The 17,691-nt window shown below is 45.5% G+C and carries 11 protein-coding genes; all 11 read right to left on the reverse strand.

What is annotated here, in order from left to right:
- Window positions 1-2: 2 nt before the first annotated feature.
- Window positions 3-5,063, reverse strand: coding sequence for a DUF4132 domain-containing protein (locus LPH68_RS12235; protein ID WP_151923453.1), 5,061 nt, complete (start codon window positions 5,061-5,063; stop codon window positions 3-5).
- A gap of 37 nt (window positions 5,064-5,100) precedes the next feature.
- A complete protein-coding gene (locus tag LPH68_RS12240; protein WP_004314240.1) occupies window positions 5,101-5,520 on the reverse strand; it encodes a hypothetical protein in 420 nt (139 codons plus the stop codon).
- Window positions 5,521-5,527: 7 nt separating this feature from the next.
- On the reverse strand, window positions 5,528-7,282 hold the full coding sequence (locus LPH68_RS12245) for a rhomboid family intramembrane serine protease (protein WP_120067359.1): 1,755 nt from the start codon (window positions 7,280-7,282) through the stop codon (window positions 5,528-5,530).
- Window positions 7,283-7,433: 151 nt separating this feature from the next.
- The gene (locus tag LPH68_RS12250) at window positions 7,434-9,140 is read right to left on the reverse strand and encodes an acyl-CoA dehydrogenase family protein (protein ID WP_120067358.1); all 1,707 of its coding nucleotides are present in this window, start codon (window positions 9,138-9,140) and stop codon (window positions 7,434-7,436) included.
- Window positions 9,141-9,146: 6 nt separating this feature from the next.
- Window positions 9,147-10,166 (reverse strand): electron transfer flavoprotein subunit alpha/FixB family protein, encoded by a 1,020-nt coding sequence (locus tag LPH68_RS12255; protein WP_055278939.1) that lies wholly within the window; start codon window positions 10,164-10,166, stop codon window positions 9,147-9,149.
- A 2-nt stretch (window positions 10,167-10,168) separates the two neighbouring features.
- Complete coding sequence (locus tag LPH68_RS12260) at window positions 10,169-11,041, reverse strand: electron transfer flavoprotein subunit beta/FixA family protein (RefSeq protein WP_004314244.1); 873 nt, start codon at window positions 11,039-11,041, stop codon at window positions 10,169-10,171.
- A 238-nt stretch (window positions 11,042-11,279) separates the two neighbouring features.
- Window positions 11,280-11,684 carry a HEPN domain-containing protein gene (locus LPH68_RS12265; RefSeq protein WP_009039294.1) on the reverse strand — a complete coding sequence of 135 codons (405 nt, stop codon included), beginning with the start codon at window positions 11,682-11,684 and terminating at the stop codon, window positions 11,280-11,282.
- Window positions 11,681-11,995, reverse strand: a complete 315-nt coding sequence (locus tag LPH68_RS12270) for a nucleotidyltransferase domain-containing protein (protein ID WP_009039295.1) — start codon at window positions 11,993-11,995, stop codon at window positions 11,681-11,683. The genes LPH68_RS12265 and LPH68_RS12270 overlap by 4 nt, the downstream gene beginning before the upstream one ends.
- 103 nt (window positions 11,996-12,098) lie before the next feature.
- Entirely contained in the window at window positions 12,099-13,973 is a 1,875-nt protein-coding gene (locus LPH68_RS12275; protein ID WP_230296944.1) for an alpha-L-fucosidase, read from the reverse strand.
- A gap of 40 nt (window positions 13,974-14,013) precedes the next feature.
- Complete coding sequence (locus LPH68_RS12280; RefSeq protein ID WP_151923451.1) at window positions 14,014-14,694, reverse strand: hypothetical protein; 681 nt, start codon at window positions 14,692-14,694, stop codon at window positions 14,014-14,016.
- A gap of 135 nt (window positions 14,695-14,829) precedes the next feature.
- Complete coding sequence (locus LPH68_RS12285; protein WP_151923450.1) at window positions 14,830-17,676, reverse strand: TonB-dependent receptor; 2,847 nt, start codon at window positions 17,674-17,676, stop codon at window positions 14,830-14,832.
- Window positions 17,677-17,691: the final 15 nt, after the last annotated feature.

A 17,691-nucleotide genomic window follows, 5' to 3' on the forward strand; every position in this document is an offset into this window, starting at 1 on the left:
TTCTATTTGATTTGGTTCAGGATGCTTGGGTCTTTTATCTTATCGTCTTCTGCAAAGAAGATAATCTTAGTCAATATCTCGGCTGTCTTCGGATCTTCATCTACAAAAGGCAGGAACAGGCGTCCGCGATTTTGCGAATGTACCGGAAGAACGGCAATCTGCGCGCCGCCTTCCTGATGGATCACGCCGCTGCCCAGATGGATATTGTACTTACCCAGTTTGCCTTCGATGTGAGCGAAACTTCCTTTTATCGTCACGTTCTTGAAATGGAACAACGGCATTGTCAGTTCCACTAACATGCTGCGCATCTCGATGGTAGAGTGGCTGGTTTCCGGATCGACGCTTCCGGCATGGGCTATACTTACTGCCAAGTCTACGTCTCTCATCACTTCCGAAAAGATGACAGGAGGAATCTCCGAGATTTTCATCAGCTTGTAGTCCTTGCGGTTGTGGAAGCAGACATATTCTAACGTCGGAGCTTCGATGTCGGCAGGAGAGAACCAGTCTGCCATGGCGTAGATGGTGGCGATGATGTTCTCTTTGTAATAGATCTTTTGGAGACCGTCTTCGTAGTCGGCTACCCAGCGACGGCCTTTCAGTACGGCAACCGTTTTCTGCGGTTGGATCTGATTGCCGGCGTAACGGCGGGATTGAGTGGCTTCCACTTCTTCCGGAGTCGGAACATAGAGCTCACGGAACACCTGTTTGAAAGGCTGGCGGATTGCTTTGTCGAACAGGAATTTCTGATAGGCGTGCCAGTCACCGCTTGCGTACAAGTCTGTGGGATGGGCGATGCGTAACTCGTCTTTCGGTTTTAACGGTAGGCAAACGGCATTCACAGTCACCAGCAATCCGTCGGTGTAGAAGCCTGTCTGTCCGTTACAGATAAAGACAAGATGTCTCAACAATGGCCAGATGACAGGGTTCTGCATCAACTTGCGCAATTCGCTTTCTTCAAAACGGGTACAGTCTTCCATCGCCTGTTCCAGCATCACGCGGGAGCGGGTGTACTGGTCTTTCAGCTTTTTGTGTACCGCTTTCAGTTCTTCTATATACGGATGCTTTTTCAGTTTGGCAGGCATACTGTTGAGCTCTTTGCCGTCTTTGATTTGTTTAATCTCCGATTTGCCTTCCTCGTTGATTTGCACGTACACTTCTACGCCGTCTATCTCTTTGGGAGACAGGTAGGGGAGAAGTTCTTTGATTAGTTCCGTTTCCATGCTCCAGGTCAGACGGGTAACATCTCCGTAGCCGGAGTTACGTGCCAGGTTTTGCAGGGCGATGTTTACCGCTTTCTTTTCGCTTTCCTGCCTTTGAGCACCGAACTCCTTACTCTCTTTCAGGAACTTTTGCAGGTATTGATAACGATCCAGCAGTTCTTTGTCCGGTTTCCGTCCCAATGGGATGAGGCCGTAGCTCATCAATAAGTCTTTGTTGCGTTTGGCAACTATTTCTTTCTTTACATCTGCCGCTTTCACCGCGCCGTTGGTGGCATCGGCAAACTTGCGGGCACGGGTATGGCTATTGCTGCATGAGATATATTTGGCGGCATTGTAGACCACTTCGAAGCGTCGTTTGCCAATTGTCTTAAATGCATCCCTGAACCAGTCGATATCAAAAGCACCTTCCCGCAAGTCTTCCACGTCGATAGGGGTGTAGCGGGCGATGATTGCTTTTTTCTTGTCGTCACATGTTTCATTGGTATGGGCGTGGAAATAATAGGCGGCACTTGTCAGTCCTTTCCAGCCTATTGCCTTTTCGGTCAGTTCAATCCATTGCGGAGCGAACATGGCGGCTTCTACTAGTCGTTCGTCACTGATTTCGGCTTGCTTCGCCAGTTTCTTCAGGTTTTCGCTGGTATCTGTTGGTAGGGGATGGCAAGCATGGAGCAAGCTGCTCAATACACCTCGTTTGGTGCTGCCCCAGTTGTAGCTGTCGCGTATGAACGTATCTTTGCCGAATGCTTGCAGAATGTGGATAAATGTGTCCGCTCCATAAATATAACTTAGTTCTTCCGCAAGGCTGGTGACTTGTGTCTCGGAGTCTCCCCGTTTTAGTTCGATTTCAAGAATCCGGTCTACTATCTTCTGTGCAAGAGAACGGAAGAGAGAGAAATCGACGTTTTTGATGTCGGCGTATCTTTCTTTTTCCTTATTGAAACGAACGTTGTCGTTCAATACCGTGGTGATTGCCTTGATCTGGGCGGGCGAGCTGATGCGTCCCATCATTTCGCGGTATACTTCTTCTGTCGGGATGATTCCGAGCATCCATGCACGGGCGAAGTCCGTGGCATGAAGGTAAGAGTCTGTTTCTTCCAGTTCGGGTGTGTGTTCCATGTAGTTGGTGAGCTTGTAAAGTTGATAGCGCACCGTGAAGTAGCGGATAAACAGATCATCACTCATGGGCTTTTGAGGCATTTCAAGCCAGAAGTTTACGAACTTGTTGTTATGTATCGGATAAATGATCTCTTTTTCTCCATATTCCAGTTTGTCCCGAAGCCATGCATGCTTGTTGGTGTACTGGCGGAAAATGTTTTTAGTATTCAGCAAAGGCAACAGTTGGAGCAGCATATTGACAGCCAATCGTTGGTAGACTGCTTCGTCTTTATACTCGTATGACAATGCTTCGATAATATCACTCATCTGTTCGTAGTACGGCATCTTGCGGAGTTCCTTCTGCAATCCGCGGTAAGTGATGCCGGCATACATCCGGTTAACAAGCGGCTCGAAAGTGTTGCTTGATTTCTGGTCTGCCTTGATGTCTTCTTCATCCTCTTCATCGTAGTCGTCATCGTCTTTAGGAGCGCCTGTCGATGCAAGCATGAAACTCATCATCAGTAATTTGTCATAGCTTCCTATTTCTTCTTCGTAGAAGGCCTTCCACAGCTCCGGGAAACCGAGTCCGCTCAATCCTCCGTAGTTACTCCAGTTTATCAGGACACTGTTGCCTACCAGGCGTGCTTCTCCGTATCCATTCTTGAACTCTTCGTTCTTATAGATTTCGATGTATTTGCTTAGTTTTTTAAATACGAGTTTGGCCCTTCCGAAACAAATGAATTCGAATGCTTTTTTCACGTTGAATCCTTTATCCTGGGTAATCTCCGGCAGATTGACTTCAAGAGCCGGGTCGTACAGACCGAAGCCGTTATCTTTGGTATAGTGCTGTGCGGTGTTTTCTTCCGTTCCGTCTCCAATCAGAGATTCTATCAACACTTTTTCTTTCGCGTTCGGTTTCTGAATTTCTTTGACGGTGGGGATCAGTTCCTGATAGGTATCTTGCAGAAATTCTACGTTGTGGATAGTCTTCATCATATCCAATCCGGCCAGGCGGCGTTCGGCCACCTTGTCTGTTAGTAAGCGGCGGATACTGCCGGACAATTGTTCTTTCGGCTGTTTCATCAATAGATTGATGGCGTTGATACGCATCTCACTATATTTGAAGCGCAGCAACTCTTCTACTTTCTGATTCTGTTCGGGCGACAAGGTCATCTCGGACAATACTTTGTAGGCTTCGTCACGAACGTCCTGCGAACGGTCGCCCAGTGATTGCAGCACATATTCTTCCTGTAAATGGCTGGTCGGGGGATTTAATACGACGCCGATATAGCCTGCCCGCATATAGGTATCCAAAGAAGGCAGACAAGTGCAAAGATCGTCTTTTAATGCAGAATCGTTGGTCATCCAGGTGATATACGCCATCTTGAGAACGATTTCCGAACGGGTGAGCTCTGCACTTTCCCAGGGGAATACGTATGGAGAATAAATCTCTTTGGCAGAGATGGACTGATAGACGTTCTTCAGATAGTCATAATGGCGGATCGCTTCTTCTTTGCTATCAAAATAATCATGGAGCGACGGGGCGTCCTTATGTCCTCCGTACCGGCTAAGATAGAGTCCGGACAGATACAGTGGCAGGATAGCCGCTACTACCGACGGTTCGTTATACCATTTTTCAAAAGCATCTTTACTGATACGGTGGTTCATGCCGGAGTATTGCGTACAGCGTAAAAAGTAAAGTAAGGTCTGTACCTGATATTTGGCACCGTCTTTAATTATTCCCGGAACAAGTGTCTGGATTTCTTCCGTATTATAGAATCCGATACTCCATAGAGCCAGATAAAGTTCGACCGTATCTTTGCTTTGGAGGGCTTTGCGTGCTTCTTCCCGGTCGTTCAGAAAACGGCGGATCAGTTCCACATATTTGTTGGTGATACGCTCGCTGCTGTCTTGTTCTCCGATACCCGTACAGACTGCAATGCCGCGTTTCACGGAGGCAAATCGTTGCAGGCCGTTGTCGCAGATCACCGAGAACAGATGGAGATAACTTTCGGGGCATCCTTCGTCCATCGTTTCCACGATAGCTTGACGGAGACCTTCCTGCAGTTTGGCTGCCAGCAGTAACTTCCCTTCCAGTTCCAGCAACGGGCGGTAACCGCTCACGGCGATAGCCTGGAGATGTCCCTGATTGAGGCGGTTGGCATTATTCTCGCTGGTCAATACGTTGTTGAGGTATTCAATGACAGTTTGGTTGCCTTCTGCTATTTGGGCGGCCATCCAGTTTTGGCAGTTCATCGCATCCTTGTATGTTTCTATTTCTTCCGGAGTGTTTCCTCCGTTCAGTATGGCTTGTTCGCTGAATCCGGTGGCACGTAGTTTTAGAAATTCCGTCAGCGCATCTATGATGTGACTGAAATGCAAAAGAGGATTCGCCGACCGCTGTGACCGGCGCGAATATCCATGAGTGTACGGACACCGTGCTTTGAGCTTCAGATAGGTGTGGAACAGGTTAGCATATTCGTCTCCCAATAGATAACGGAGCACTTTATTCAACTTTCCGTCGAAAAGATTGGCAACACTCTTTATCTTCTCTTCCTGAATAATATGTATGATGCAAGGCTCTAGTTTATCGCTGTATGTGCCATACCGGGTATCCATGTTGAAGTATTGCATAAATACATCCAACAGTGTCATTGTCTCTTTGTCTAAACTGGTTCTCTTTTTCGTTAACCTTTCCAGGTACGGAGCAATCCGTTTGTTTAATGCGTCATTATAAATGAGTCTCATGATTATTTTCGTTTTAAGTGTGTTTATAAGAAAATGATTACCAAAGTCTTCCCGACAGCATAGCCAATCGGATGAAGGTGATGGTAGATTCTTCTTTGAGTCCGGTGGGAGAGGATAAGTCTTCAGTTTCCGTATCGTCAATGAAGATACGGAAAATTCCGTCCTCGTAAGATTGCAGGGCGTTGGTGATTGCTTCTACTTCTGCGGCAGGTTTGCCGTTATAGTTTACTGCAAACCCAACCTTGCCGGAAGTTGCTTTATTTTCCACTTCTTCCTGTGTGAGGTATTTCAGTACTTCGCTTTGTTGCAAGCGTTCATTATATTCACAGACTTGCCAACTGACGATGGCTTCAATCAACCCCTGTACATCGACAGGCGGAACAGGAAAATCGACAGGAATCTTTTCGATATTGCACTTTCGCTTTCCTAACTGTTTGACTTGGACATATACTCTCATATTCTCTTTATTGGGTGATCTGAATACTTGATGTAATAGCATTCAGATCGGTTTCGGCTTCTTCGTCATAGACAAGCATAACAATGGTAAAAGTTCGCTTCTTGCTTTCTTGGAAATAGTGTAATACAATTTGTTGTATGTCTTCTCCCGGTTCATCAGGAGCTCCGATGTGCAGAGGGTTTGTAGTTCTTGTCATGGATAGCCCGTTGATGTTGACATTGCTCTGCTTATAGTCTTCCGCTGGTTCTCCTTGTGCATTTCGCGGGAGAGTGAGCGATAACTTCTTGATATGTTCAAACTCTTTTTGTGTATCGTAGGTCAGAGCGGTAATCGTCAGTTGGTTGGCGCCGTTGACGAGCCTAAGCAACGGAGGTTCTGCGCTGGGAGTCAATCCTTTCGCTCCTGTTATTTTCCTCCAGTTGGTAGGATACTGGCAACTGAAATTTGTTTCTGCATCGTAATAAGAAAGCCATGTATCGTTATTGCCTACCGGAACGTATGGAGGATATTGACTGGTAGAAGAACTGTTGGCAGTCTCCCTGCCTGATTGGTTACCATTTTCGTTTTCTTCTTCCAGTTCACCATTCAGATAGGCTTCTACAATACCGCTTTCCCATTCGCCGCGTATGTCCTGATAAAGAGGGGGAACGTTCTTGCAAAGCATCAAGAAGCTGAACAGGAAAATACAAAAGATACCAAGCTCCCCAAGGATTGAAACGGTGCGTTGCGCATCGGCTTTTTCAAATTTATAGCTGCATACATAGATGATTCCCAGTAGGAAACCGCTTAATAACCCGCCGATATGTGCAGCGTTATCAATCCCGGCTTTCATGCCATAAACCAGATTGTAACCGACAAAAATAAGGATACTGGTCAATAACGCTTTCCGTTGTTCCTTTGCGATGCGATGGAAGAACAGGAAGGCGAGGAATATACCGTAGAGTCCGAAGATGGCTCCGGAGGCTCCGGCACTGATTGTCTCGCCGTGCATATAAAGACTGAATACTGCCGAGCATAATCCGGTCAGTAAATAAGACATGAACATCCGACGGCTTCCTATCAGTCCTTCCAGTAGAAGTCCTACGTACATGAAAGCGTACATATTCATCAGGAGATGAAAAGCACCGATATGTATGAAGTTGCAGGTCACTGCACGCCACCAGTCGCCTGTAAGGGTCAGCGGTCCGAAGTCGGCTCCCCATTTCAGCAGTGATAAGGTGGAAGGAGACATGATTCCCACTCCGGATGCAATCATCACAATAAATACAAGGATGTTGAGGTCTATCAGGATAGGTGTTGCCATAAAACCTTTGCGGGGAATAAAGAACGACCAGAAAGAGTTCCTTTTCTTTTCTTCCTCCAGATAGGCTTTCTCTTCTTCTGTGAGCGGACGGTTACACTCTTCCTCGAAATCTTTTGCCTTTTGGGTTAGCTCTTCCGGGGTAAGGGATGTTTTTATTTCTTCCATCGTCTCGCGTAGCTTTTGTATATTTTTTCTGTTCTTTCCATAGTCTACAAATTGTACGGAAGAGGATTGGCTGCGCACAGCTACTTCTCCGTCGCTTCCCGGTTCTATGGTGAAGGTTATTTCCTCTCCATGAGAATACATATTGAACGGGACTTCGAATCGTGCTCCTTCCGGAGTCACTTCCTCGATATTCCACTCCAGCTTTTGCGAAGCTTCGAGAGCTAGTATAAGGATTTCTGTTTTTGATAAACCCGGTAAATGCAGTTGGTCGTTATATGAAGGTTTGAGTGCCATATTTCTATTCTTATATAGAGTCGTCGATTAAAAATTACTTATCTCACTGACAAATGTATAGAATAATAATGAAAAATAATAGAATGTGACAAATAAAAAAGCATCCACTTCCTAAGAAGGGATGCTTTTATGAGATTTGATAGAGTATTTATTACTTTTTGTAGAATGCCAAGTCTTCTTTATCGAAGTTTTCGATGAAGTTTGAGTGCTTTTCTACTTCCGCTTCTGCATAGTTCAAATATACATGTGCAGATTTGGAGAACAGTTCGGAAGCCTTGCTGGCATCTTGAATCAGCAGGTGACACATGATTATGTCAGCAGCCATTTCCACCAGTTTGCGAGCGGTGAAGTCAAGCAATTCCTGGTCTTGTACTTCTTTCACTGCATTGGTGCTGACTTCGAATTTGTCAGCCATCTTTTTCAGACGAGACATCAGCGGTTCCATTTCCGGTGAGCAAGGAATGGTTTCGAACTCGCGGATGGTAGCGATGTACGAACCATTGGTTACGTAACGGATAGCGGCTACTGTCTGCAACTGGGTAGTTCCTTCGTAGATGCTGGTGATACGTGCGTCGCGATAGATACGTTGGCAAGCATATTCCATCATGAAACCTGAACCGCCGTGAATCTGAATACAGTCGTAAGCGTTTTGGTTCGCATATTCAGAGTTCATACCTTTAGCCAGCGGAGTAAAGCTGTCTGCTAATTTAGCATATTTCTTTTGTTCCTGGCGTTCTTCCGGAGTCAGTTTACGTTCGCGGGCGATGTCGTCCAATGCTTTGTAGATGTCTACGTAGCGAGATGTTTGATACAGTAAAGCACGTCCGGCATCCAGTTTGCCTTTCATGATAGCCAGCATGTCATACACAGCCGGGAATTCGATAATTGCTTTTCCGAACTGCTTACGGTCTTTAGCGTATGCCAAACCTTCATTGTAAGCTGCCTGGCTCAATCCTACAGATTGTGCGGCAATACCCAGACGGGCACCGTTCATCAGAGCCATTACGTATTTAATCAAACCGAGTTTGCGGTCACCGCAAAGTTCAGCTTTTGCATTCTTATATACCAATTCGCAGGTAGGAGAACCGTGGATACCGAGTTTGTTTTCGATACGGCGTACGTTCACGCCACCCTGACGCTTGTCATAGATGAACATAGACAAACCGCGTCCGTCTCTTGTTCCTTCTTCCGAACGTGCCAGTACGAGGTGAATATCCGCGTCACCATTTGTGATGAAACGTTTCACACCGTTCAGTAACCAGCATCCGTCTTTTTCGCTGTAAGTAGCTTTCAGCATAACAGATTGAAGGTCGGAACCAGCATCCGGTTCTGTCAAGTCCATTGACATGGTTTCACCTTGGCAGATGCGTGGAATAAAGCGGCTGTGTTGGTCGGAGTTACCAAACTCATAAAGAGTTTCGATACAGTCCTGCAATGACCAGATGTTTCCGAAACCTGCGTCGGCAGCAGCCACGATTTCTGCACACATGGTGTACGGGGTGATCGGGAAGTTCAGACCGCCGAACTTACGTGGCATGGTCATACCGTTCAAGCCGGCTTTCACCATTGCGTCCAGGTTCTGTTTGGTTCCTGATGCATATTCTACGCGACCATTGGCACAGTGAGGACCTTCTTCGTCTACACCTTCTGCGTTAGGGGCAATGATTTCTCCTGTGATTTCTCCGGTAATCTCCAACACTTTGTCATAAGAGTCTACAGCATCTTCGAAGTCCAGTGGAGCATAATCGAATTCATCTTTATCTCTGTAATTGCGTTCTTTGAGTTCGCAAATACGTTTCATCATCGGATTGTTCAAGTGAAACTTGAGTTCCGGTATGTCTGTATAATAATTAGCCATCTTTCCTTACTTGCTATTTTGTTTATAATACTTAATCATCTTCGGCACAACTTCTTCGATAGTTCCGTTGATTACGTAATCGGCAATCGTGTTGATCGGAGCATCCGGATCGTTATTGATGGAGATGATGATACCACTTTCCTGCATACCGGCAATATGCTGAATCTGTCCGGAGATACCGCAAGCGATGTAGAGTTTCGGACGAACCGTTACACCTGTCTGACCGATTTGGCGGTCGTGATCTGCAAAACCTGCGTCAACAGCAGCACGGCTGGCACCTACTTCTGCGTGAAGTTCTTTAGCGAGGTCGAACAACAGGTCGAAGTTCTCTTTCGAGCCTACACCGTATCCGCCGGCTACGATAATCGGAGAACCTTTCAGGTTGTTCTTTGCCTTTTCTACGTGGCGTTCGATTACTTTCACTACATAGTCCGTATCGGCTACGTATTTTTTCACATCGTGACGGATCACTTCTCCTTGATAAGTAGGAGAGAGGATTTCTTTCTTCATCACACCTTCGCGAACGGTTGCCATCTGCGGGCGGTGTTCCGGGTTCACAATCGTAGCAACGATGTTACCGCCGAAAGCCGGACGGATCTGATACAACAGGTTCTTGTAAGTCTTACCTTCTTTCTTGTCTTCGTGGTCACCGATTTCAAGTGAAGTACAGTCGGCAGTCAATCCGCTGGTCAAAGCAGAAGAAACGCGCGGACCGAGGTCACGGCCGATTACAGTAGCACCCATCAGACAGATTTGTGGCTGCTCTTCTTTGAAAAGGTTCACCAGGATAGCTGTGTGAGGAAGTGAAGTATAAGGGTAAAGTCCTTCGCCGTCGAAAACGTGAAGTTTGTCTACTCCGTAAGGAAGGATTTGTTTTTCAATATCTTTGAGGCCGGTTCCGGCAACCACTGCTTCGAGCTGACAGTTCAACTGGTTGGCTAACGAACGACCTTTGGTCAGAAGTTCGAGGCTGACGTCTAAAACGTTACCTTCTTCTATTTCGCAATATACAAATAAGTTATTCATGATTATCCGATGGTGTGGTTAGCTAATAGTTCAACAATCAGGTCTTCCACGTCACGGTCGCTGCCGCTGATGGTTTTGCTCTCTTTAGCCTGGAACACGATGTTCTGGATGGCTTTCACTTTTGTCGGCGAACCGGACAGACCGCATTGTGCGAGGTCACCGTTTACGTCGGCTACGCTCCATTCTGCCAGATTCAGATAATCGCGCTTGTCGTACAGGTCTGTATAGTCAAGATTGCCTTGCTGTTTTTCAGTCACAGTCTTGGCATGCTTGTATTTCTGAACCAATTTAGCGTTACGCGGACGGCAAGGAGCTGCAGAACCGTTGACAGTAATCACGATAGGCAGCGGGCCTTCTACAGTTTCAACACCACCGTCGATGTGACGTTTCACCTTAATCTTACCATCGCCTACTTCCAGAATTTCTTCTGCGTATGTGATTTGCGTCAATCCCAGCTTTTCTGCTACCTGCGGACCTACCTGTGCCGTGTCACCGTCGATTGCCTGACGGCCACCGATAATAATGTCATACTCACCGATTTTGCGGATGGCAGTGGCAAGTGCGTAAGACGTAGCCAGTGTGTCTGCACCAGCGAAAGCACGGTCAGTTAATAAGTAACCGTTATCTGCACCACGGAAAAGTCCTTCACGAATAATGTCGGCTGCCCGTCCCGGTCCCATTGTCAAAACGGTTACGGTAGAGCCTGGATGAGCATCTTTCAATCGGAGAGCTTGCTCGAGAGCATTCAGGTCTTCGGGGTTGAAGATGGCGGGGAGTGCCGCGCGGTTAATCGTTCCGTCGGCTTTCATGGCATCTTTCCCAACGTTACGTGTGTCGGGAACTTGTTTTGCCAATACAACAATTTTCAAACTCATGCTATAAATTTTAGTATTAGTATTTCTACAAGTTAGCAGCCAGTAGTCAAGTAGTAATCTCTTGCTATCCAAACTATCCGGTTAACTATCAGCGTGCAAATTTACTCAAACGCTTGGTTCTGACAAGAAATCCGAGTAAAAAATGCACAGGTTTAAGAATTTTGAGCAAAATAGGAGGGTTTTTATAGGGTTCTTAAAATGGCGGAATAGAAATGGAAGTTACAAATATAACATCCTTTTATTCCTTCAGCAGAACTTCGATGGCTTCAATAAAGTCAGTTGCTTTAGGCAGCAATTCGTCTATTTCTTCCTCACTTGAATAGGCAAAATCATCATAATCACTACTATGCCGACGTTCGAAAAGTAAGGAAAAACAACGTCCCAATTCACGTGACATACGACCGGTAGCGACGAAATGCAATCCTATCATCTGTTTGACACCTGCATGGGTACCAGGATTTATCTCGTGTTTAATAAGCAGAGCGACTGCTGCATAATAACAGGCATAATAAAGACGGTTTACAGCCGTATTATAATAGCCTTGTTGTTTTAGATAGGGTATTTCTTTCAGCGTTTCTTTAGCACGTAGAAAACGGTAAGCTGACAGTGCCTCAATATTTTCCCTGTTTAATTGTTCTTTCATAGTACGATCCCCTCTTTCATTACATTCATACCAAAAGGTGTCTGAAAAGGACGGTTTTCCCAAATCTTTTTCAGCAAGACACGTGCATTTATTTGCACTCCCGTTTCTATTTCTATATCGTAGAGCGGAGTGATGATACGGTCTTCTTCTTTGACGGTCAATTTATTACCGTCAACCAATATCAATAAATCAATATCGCTATCAGGACGGGCATCCCCACGTGCCTCACTACCATATAAAATGGCTTGAGCTTCCGGTGCCACCTGTGTTAAAGCCTTCCGTATTCGTTCTACAATTTGTGGACGTTTCATATTTATTGCTTTTTATTTACGAACAAAGTTATATAAATTATTCGAGAAGCCAAGAGATACAGCTATTTATTCTCTTTAAGTGTTAAAATGACAGTTACTTATTTTATTGTATACCGATTTCGGCCAGTCCCATCGGTTCACTATCATGTATCATCCGTGTTGCTTTCAACTGAACATAGCGGGCGTTTACCGGAGTAAAGTAAACCGATTGCAGAATCGGATTATTCTTTATATTGGAAAATTCATCTTTGGCTACTACCTGATTGACAGCATTACTATCCGTGCCGACAGAGATTTCATAAGAGCTGATTATTCCTTTATTATATTCACTCTGGTCGGGGAGATAATGGAAGGAGGTGATTGTGCGTTCCTCTCCCAAATCAATCAATAATGTATTTCCGTTGATGAAGCAGGTGGTCTGATTGTTTTTATCCATACATTTCTGTGCTTCTTCCGCATCTACTCCAATGAGCGTGAACGGATAACTCTTCAACTCTTCTGCTTTTGCGGTATATGTATCGGAACTCTCTCCTGCATAATAGGCTTCTATGTTATTGATACAGAGGCAAGCTCGCGAATCTGTAAAACGGACACGGATCTTATCTGTGGTGACTGTCTCGAAACGAAGAAGGCGTTTATATCCGATAGTGGTCGTTTCTTCATTCAATTTTACCGGAAGCCATTCGCCTTCCTGGTTGTATTCTACAACGAATGATTTGACACGTTGCCCCAGAGGTATATATTCCTGTAACATCATGCGGTTAATCTTTTCCGTTTGAGGCAGGTCAAACTCGATGGTGGCAGAATTGACACCGTCATTGGTAGCCCAATAAGTATCATACTCACCATCGGTCACCGCTTTTGCAGAGGATGTTTTTCCCCGTTCGTCCGATGCTTTGGGAGAAAGTCCGGCCAATAGGTTGTGTGCCAGTTGTTTTTGTACGTTCTGGTGGAAGTTTACGGCGTTGGCAGAGTCTGTCGGATGAATCAGTCCGTCACGATCGACCGGGAAGTTGAGTAACAATGTTGCGTTATGACCTACGCTACGGTAATACAGATCGGTCAATGCATCCGCTGTTTTCACACGGTCGTCTTCTTCCGGATGATAGAACCATCCCGGACGGATGGATACGTCACATTCTGCGGCTACCCATTGGTTGCCGTCGGCATGGCCATATTGCAATTCACGATATTTGGGGTAACCCGGATAAACTTCTCCGGCACGGAGAAAAGACCAGTTGGTAGCTCCTGCAAATCCGTTTTCGTTACCTACCCAACGGCAGCCCGGACCTCCATCCGAGAAGATAACAGCTTGTGGTTGCAACTCGTCGATCAACTTATAGGCTCGCGGATAATCGTAATAAGTTTTGCGGTCGATAGTACGGCTGTCTTTTGCTCCGCCATACCAGCCGTCTCCGCCATTGGCACCGTCAAACCAGATTTCAAAAACATCACCATAGTTGGTTAATAGCTCGTTGAGCTGTTTATAGAAGTATTCTACGTATTCGGGAGAACCGTAGTTGGCTTGATGCCTGTCCCAGGGAGAAAGATAAACTGCGAATTTAATGCCGTACTTCTTGCAGGCATCCGATAGTTCGCGAACGATGTCGCCTTTTCCGTCTTTATACGGGGTGTTACGGATGCAATATTCTGTCAGTTGAGTAGGCCACAGGCAGAATCCGTCGTGATGTTTGGCTGTCAGGATCACTCCTTTCATGCCGGATTTCACAAAGGTCTGTACCCATTGCTCGCAATCCAGTCGGGTAGGATTGAATGTTTTAGGATCGGAATCACCGTATCCCCATTCGCGGTCGTTGAATGTGTTAAGTCCGAAGTGTACGAAAGCGTACGTTTCCATTTTTTGCCATTCTACCTGCTTGGCTTCGGGAATGGGCAGGATAGCTTCCGGTGCTTTGACCGAATTACAGGCACTTAATAGAAGGAGGCCTGCTCCGAAAATAAGAAAGTGTTTTTTCATGGGGGTAATTTATTAGTTAATAATTGAGTGTAAGAATCATCTACAACGTAATTCCGAATACAAAATAAAGTTGCTCTTCATAGGGGTTGGCTATTAGCTTTCCGAATATGGGCAGAGAGAAGTTGGACGTTATTTTGATTTCTTTCGTTGCGGATAATCCGATATTGACTACATTGAATTTGTCGGAGTACATACTTTCCCAAGGGGTAAAACCTGCTTCGACGCTCATATTTACATCTTTCACGCTGAACGGATAACTCAATTCGCAATAGCTGGACCAGGCACGGTTTCCGTTTTCACGGTAGTCGTTTCCGGCAAAGGTGGTGTACCAGCTGACTGATAATGGAAATTTCTCACTAAGCATATATCCGGCTCCTACTTCAAAAGTATGTCCGGTGGAATGTGAATTGTAATTGAAGTATTTGAAAGGTTCTTCTTCTGTTTGGGTAAAATAGTTGTTGGCGTAGAGAGTCAGGTTTTTGTATTCGTACTCCAGTGACAAGTCTATCTCATTATTCTTTTCGCGAAATTCGGTAGAACCCCATGCATAGACGGTCAGGCCTTTCCAGTTGAGGCCGAGTGAGGGTTGCACACTTGCATTGCCGCTGTCTATACCACGCCAGATGTAGCTACTTACAAAATCTGCGGTTACAAAAACTTCTTGTGCCTGTACAAAGGCTGAACATAATAAGATGGCAATAAGTAGGATTTGTTTTTTCATTTTATCGACTGTTTTTTCTCGTTTTCGCGGGGTAAAGATACGCAATATATAGATAAATGATGACAGATGCGGAAAAAAAGAAAGCGGCTGCATCGTGCAGCCGCTTCTGAATCGGTTGTAAATTCTAAAAGTTATTTAGAAAGTAATATCCATCTTAACAACAAACGTGCGTGGAGCGGCAACTGCCATCGGGCGGTAGCTGTATTCTTTATTTAACAAGTTGTTGACCATAAACTGAAAAGCTACTTCTTTGGACGCTTTTACTCCAAGGCGCATATCTACTGTGGCATAGTCCGTATTATGTTTTTTCCAATAAGTAGCCAAAGTCTCTCCTTTAGAATAACCGAACGCGATGCCGCGAACGTAATCCATCAAGTCGAGTTGTGCTTTCGGACGTTCATCCATCATCAGGTAATCCACTGCGAGGATTTTACTCTTCCAGGCAACGTTTGCACCCAGATTGATACGTTTCCACTGGAAATCTACCGTCGCTTTAAAGCTGTGTTTCGGACGATACTTCAAATACTTTCCGGTGTTCGATTTTTCTTTCATTTGAAGAGGATCGGTATAAAGATCTTCCGCTTCATTGCGTTCCTTATAATCCGCGTCACGGGGTTCGGTGTATACATATCCTAAGTTATAGAACAACTTTGTGTTCTTATTGAAGTTATAAACACCGTTTGTCGATATTTCTACTCCGTAGATTTGTGCTTTCGATACGTTATGAAACTGTGCTCCGATTCCGAAACCTTGACCACCGGTTATCATCCGGATGGCATCACTGATGCTGTTAATCATCGTATAGTCCGCATTATTGAATAGTCCGAACTGGAATTCGACCATATCCTTATATTGTGTATAGAATCCTGCGACATCTACAAATCCCTGGAAATTGCCAATCTTATACCCTTGCTTGAATCCCAATTCCGCATTAAACCCTTTTTCCGGTTTGATATCCAGATTCGGGTAAACGCCGACTCCTCCAATATCCTTGCGCAGGTATTTCTCGTTGATGGACGGGTTACGGTAACCTTGTCCGAAGCTGGCACGGATAAAACTGTAATCAGCCAACTGATAGTTCAGTCCGGCACGGAACACGGGGCGGAATGGAACTTTAGTTCCGAATATCTTTGTTTCTGCTTCACGATGGTGATTGTTTACACGATAGTATTCGGCACGCACACCGGCAGATACGCTTAGACGATCCCAAAAACGTTGGTCGTACTGGAAGAAAGCAGCTATGTTATCGCTTTTGTAGACTTCGTCCATGATGGCCGAATTATACCGTACATGCTCATAAGTGGCTCCGGTAGTGATTTGTGCGCCACTGTCCCATTTCTTGTTGAACTGATAATCGAGATAATAGTTAGTGCTTTTATCAGTCTGCGTCTTAGGAGTATTTCGTGAAGGATTGAGTACGTCGGACACCCAGGGAATCAGATCACCAGGCAATTGTCCGTTTGTCAGTCCTCCCAAATCACTGGGTAGCCCGCTGTCCATCACCCAGGAAATCAGATCACAATAATCGGCAGTCGTCGCGTTAGGGAAGATATTGCCTAATGAAGTGAATACTCCATTCATGGCGTCTTCCAGATTACCATTGATTAGTCCTGAACCGATTCCCACCAATGCCGGATAGAGCGAGCTGTAATCACCGCCTGCAATATTCTGTATCGTTTGGGCATCTGTCCCCATATTGCCCAGAATATCCATGATGGATGCTCCCTGGTTAGGACGTACGATATTGTCGGCACTATAATAGAAACGTCCCTTGATCTTATGTGACGTACCGTTTTCCGGATTCACATAGTTGACAAACGGGTCGATATGGAAATTATTATCTTCCCTGCCCATGTTGGTGAAAGGAGAGGGCTTGTACACCTCTGTCGGTGAACGCCAGATAAAAAAGTCACCATATTGATTAGACAGGAAATCGATATTAAAACCATAGTTCAACAGTTTCATTCCCATGTCCGGTTGGTGATAGGTTAGGTTACCTCCCATGCGGAAACGTTTGTTATATCCTTGCTGGCGGTATCCTTCATCGGTGAAAAGATTAAGGCTGCCACTGACGTCGAAATTACCGATACGACGGGCGTGGGAGAGATCGAATCCTTCGTAAATCGGATTACGCACACCACTAAGAAGATTTCCGCGCAGAATCGGTTTGACCGAATATTTATCTTCTTTCCAGAAACTCTTGTCACTCCATTGGTATTCGTCATTCTCCGCGTCGCCATAGATACCGAGATATGCGCTGAAACGTGTTTTCGGAGCTAACCCCGGACGTGCGGTGCGGATATTGATGATACCATTCAAAGCCGATGAACCATATAAAACGGAAGAGGCTCCTTTGATTACTTCAATCTGCTCGATATTCTCCAAAGGTACGGTGTTCCAGTTGATTTCGCCTGTCTTGGGATTCAGGGTACTCATACCATCCACCAGAATCTGACTACGTGCACCTACTCCGTATGTCCATCCGCTACCACCACGTATGGAAGGTTGTTTGTCTACAATATCCACTCCCGGAAGAGTGCGGAGGGTAGACGATATATCTGTTGGTGCCTGGCGGGCAATGTCACCGGCTTTCACTACATCCATGGAAACTGTGACATTACTCAATTTCTGTTCAAAACGTCCGGCGCTGACCACGACTTCCTCCAACAGTTTGGTGCTTTCTTTCATGTAGACGTTTTTGGTGATTACCTCACGTCTGTCGATTACGATCGGCATCAGTACATCTTCGTAGCCCACATAACTGAATACGAGATCGACACCCCCTTCGGGCAGTTTGATTTCATAAGCCCCATGGATGTCGGACACTACTCCCTGGTTACCCTGTAACTTATACGTAACGGCTGCTCCCACCAATGGCTCATTGGTATTTGCATCATATATATGTCCTTTCAGCGTTTGGGCAAAACTACTCCCAAGGCTGGTGAAGCATAGTAGCAAAGTTAGAATATATATTTTCTTCATTGTTTTCTTTTTTGA

This window comes from Bacteroides sp. 1_1_30, assembly GCF_020982715.1.
GTDB classification, from domain to species: Bacteria; Bacteroidota; Bacteroidia; order Bacteroidales; family Bacteroidaceae; genus Bacteroides; species Bacteroides xylanisolvens.

What these genes read in the sequence shown, in the direction of transcription:
- LPH68_RS12245 (WP_120067359.1), bottom strand. Translation starts at nt 7,282, where the DNA reads ATGGCACTCAAACCTTCATATAACGACCAACTGCATTTACCGGGTTTA.
- LPH68_RS12250 (WP_120067358.1), bottom strand. Translation starts at nt 9,140, where the DNA reads ATGGCTAATTATTATACAGACATACCGGAACTCAAGTTTCACTTGAAC.
- LPH68_RS12275 (WP_230296944.1), bottom strand. Translation starts at nt 13,973, where the DNA reads ATGAAAAAACACTTTCTTATTTTCGGAGCAGGCCTCCTTCTATTAAGT.
- LPH68_RS12235 (WP_151923453.1), bottom strand. Translation starts at nt 5,063, where the DNA reads ATGAGACTCATTTATAATGACGCATTAAACAAACGGATTGCTCCGTAC.
- LPH68_RS12285 (WP_151923450.1), bottom strand. Translation starts at nt 17,676, where the DNA reads ATGAAGAAAATATATATTCTAACTTTGCTACTATGCTTCACCAGCCTT.
- LPH68_RS12260 (WP_004314244.1), bottom strand. Translation starts at nt 11,041, where the DNA reads ATGAGTTTGAAAATTGTTGTATTGGCAAAACAAGTTCCCGACACACGT.
- LPH68_RS12270 (WP_009039295.1), bottom strand. Translation starts at nt 11,995, where the DNA reads ATGAAACGTCCACAAATTGTAGAACGAATACGGAAGGCTTTAACACAG.
- LPH68_RS12280 (WP_151923451.1), bottom strand. Translation starts at nt 14,694, where the DNA reads ATGAAAAAACAAATCCTACTTATTGCCATCTTATTATGTTCAGCCTTT.
- LPH68_RS12265 (WP_009039294.1), bottom strand. Translation starts at nt 11,684, where the DNA reads ATGAAAGAACAATTAAACAGGGAAAATATTGAGGCACTGTCAGCTTAC.
- LPH68_RS12240 (WP_004314240.1), bottom strand. Translation starts at nt 5,520, where the DNA reads ATGAGAGTATATGTCCAAGTCAAACAGTTAGGAAAGCGAAAGTGCAAT.
- LPH68_RS12255 (WP_055278939.1), bottom strand. Translation starts at nt 10,166, where the DNA reads ATGAATAACTTATTTGTATATTGCGAAATAGAAGAAGGTAACGTTTTA.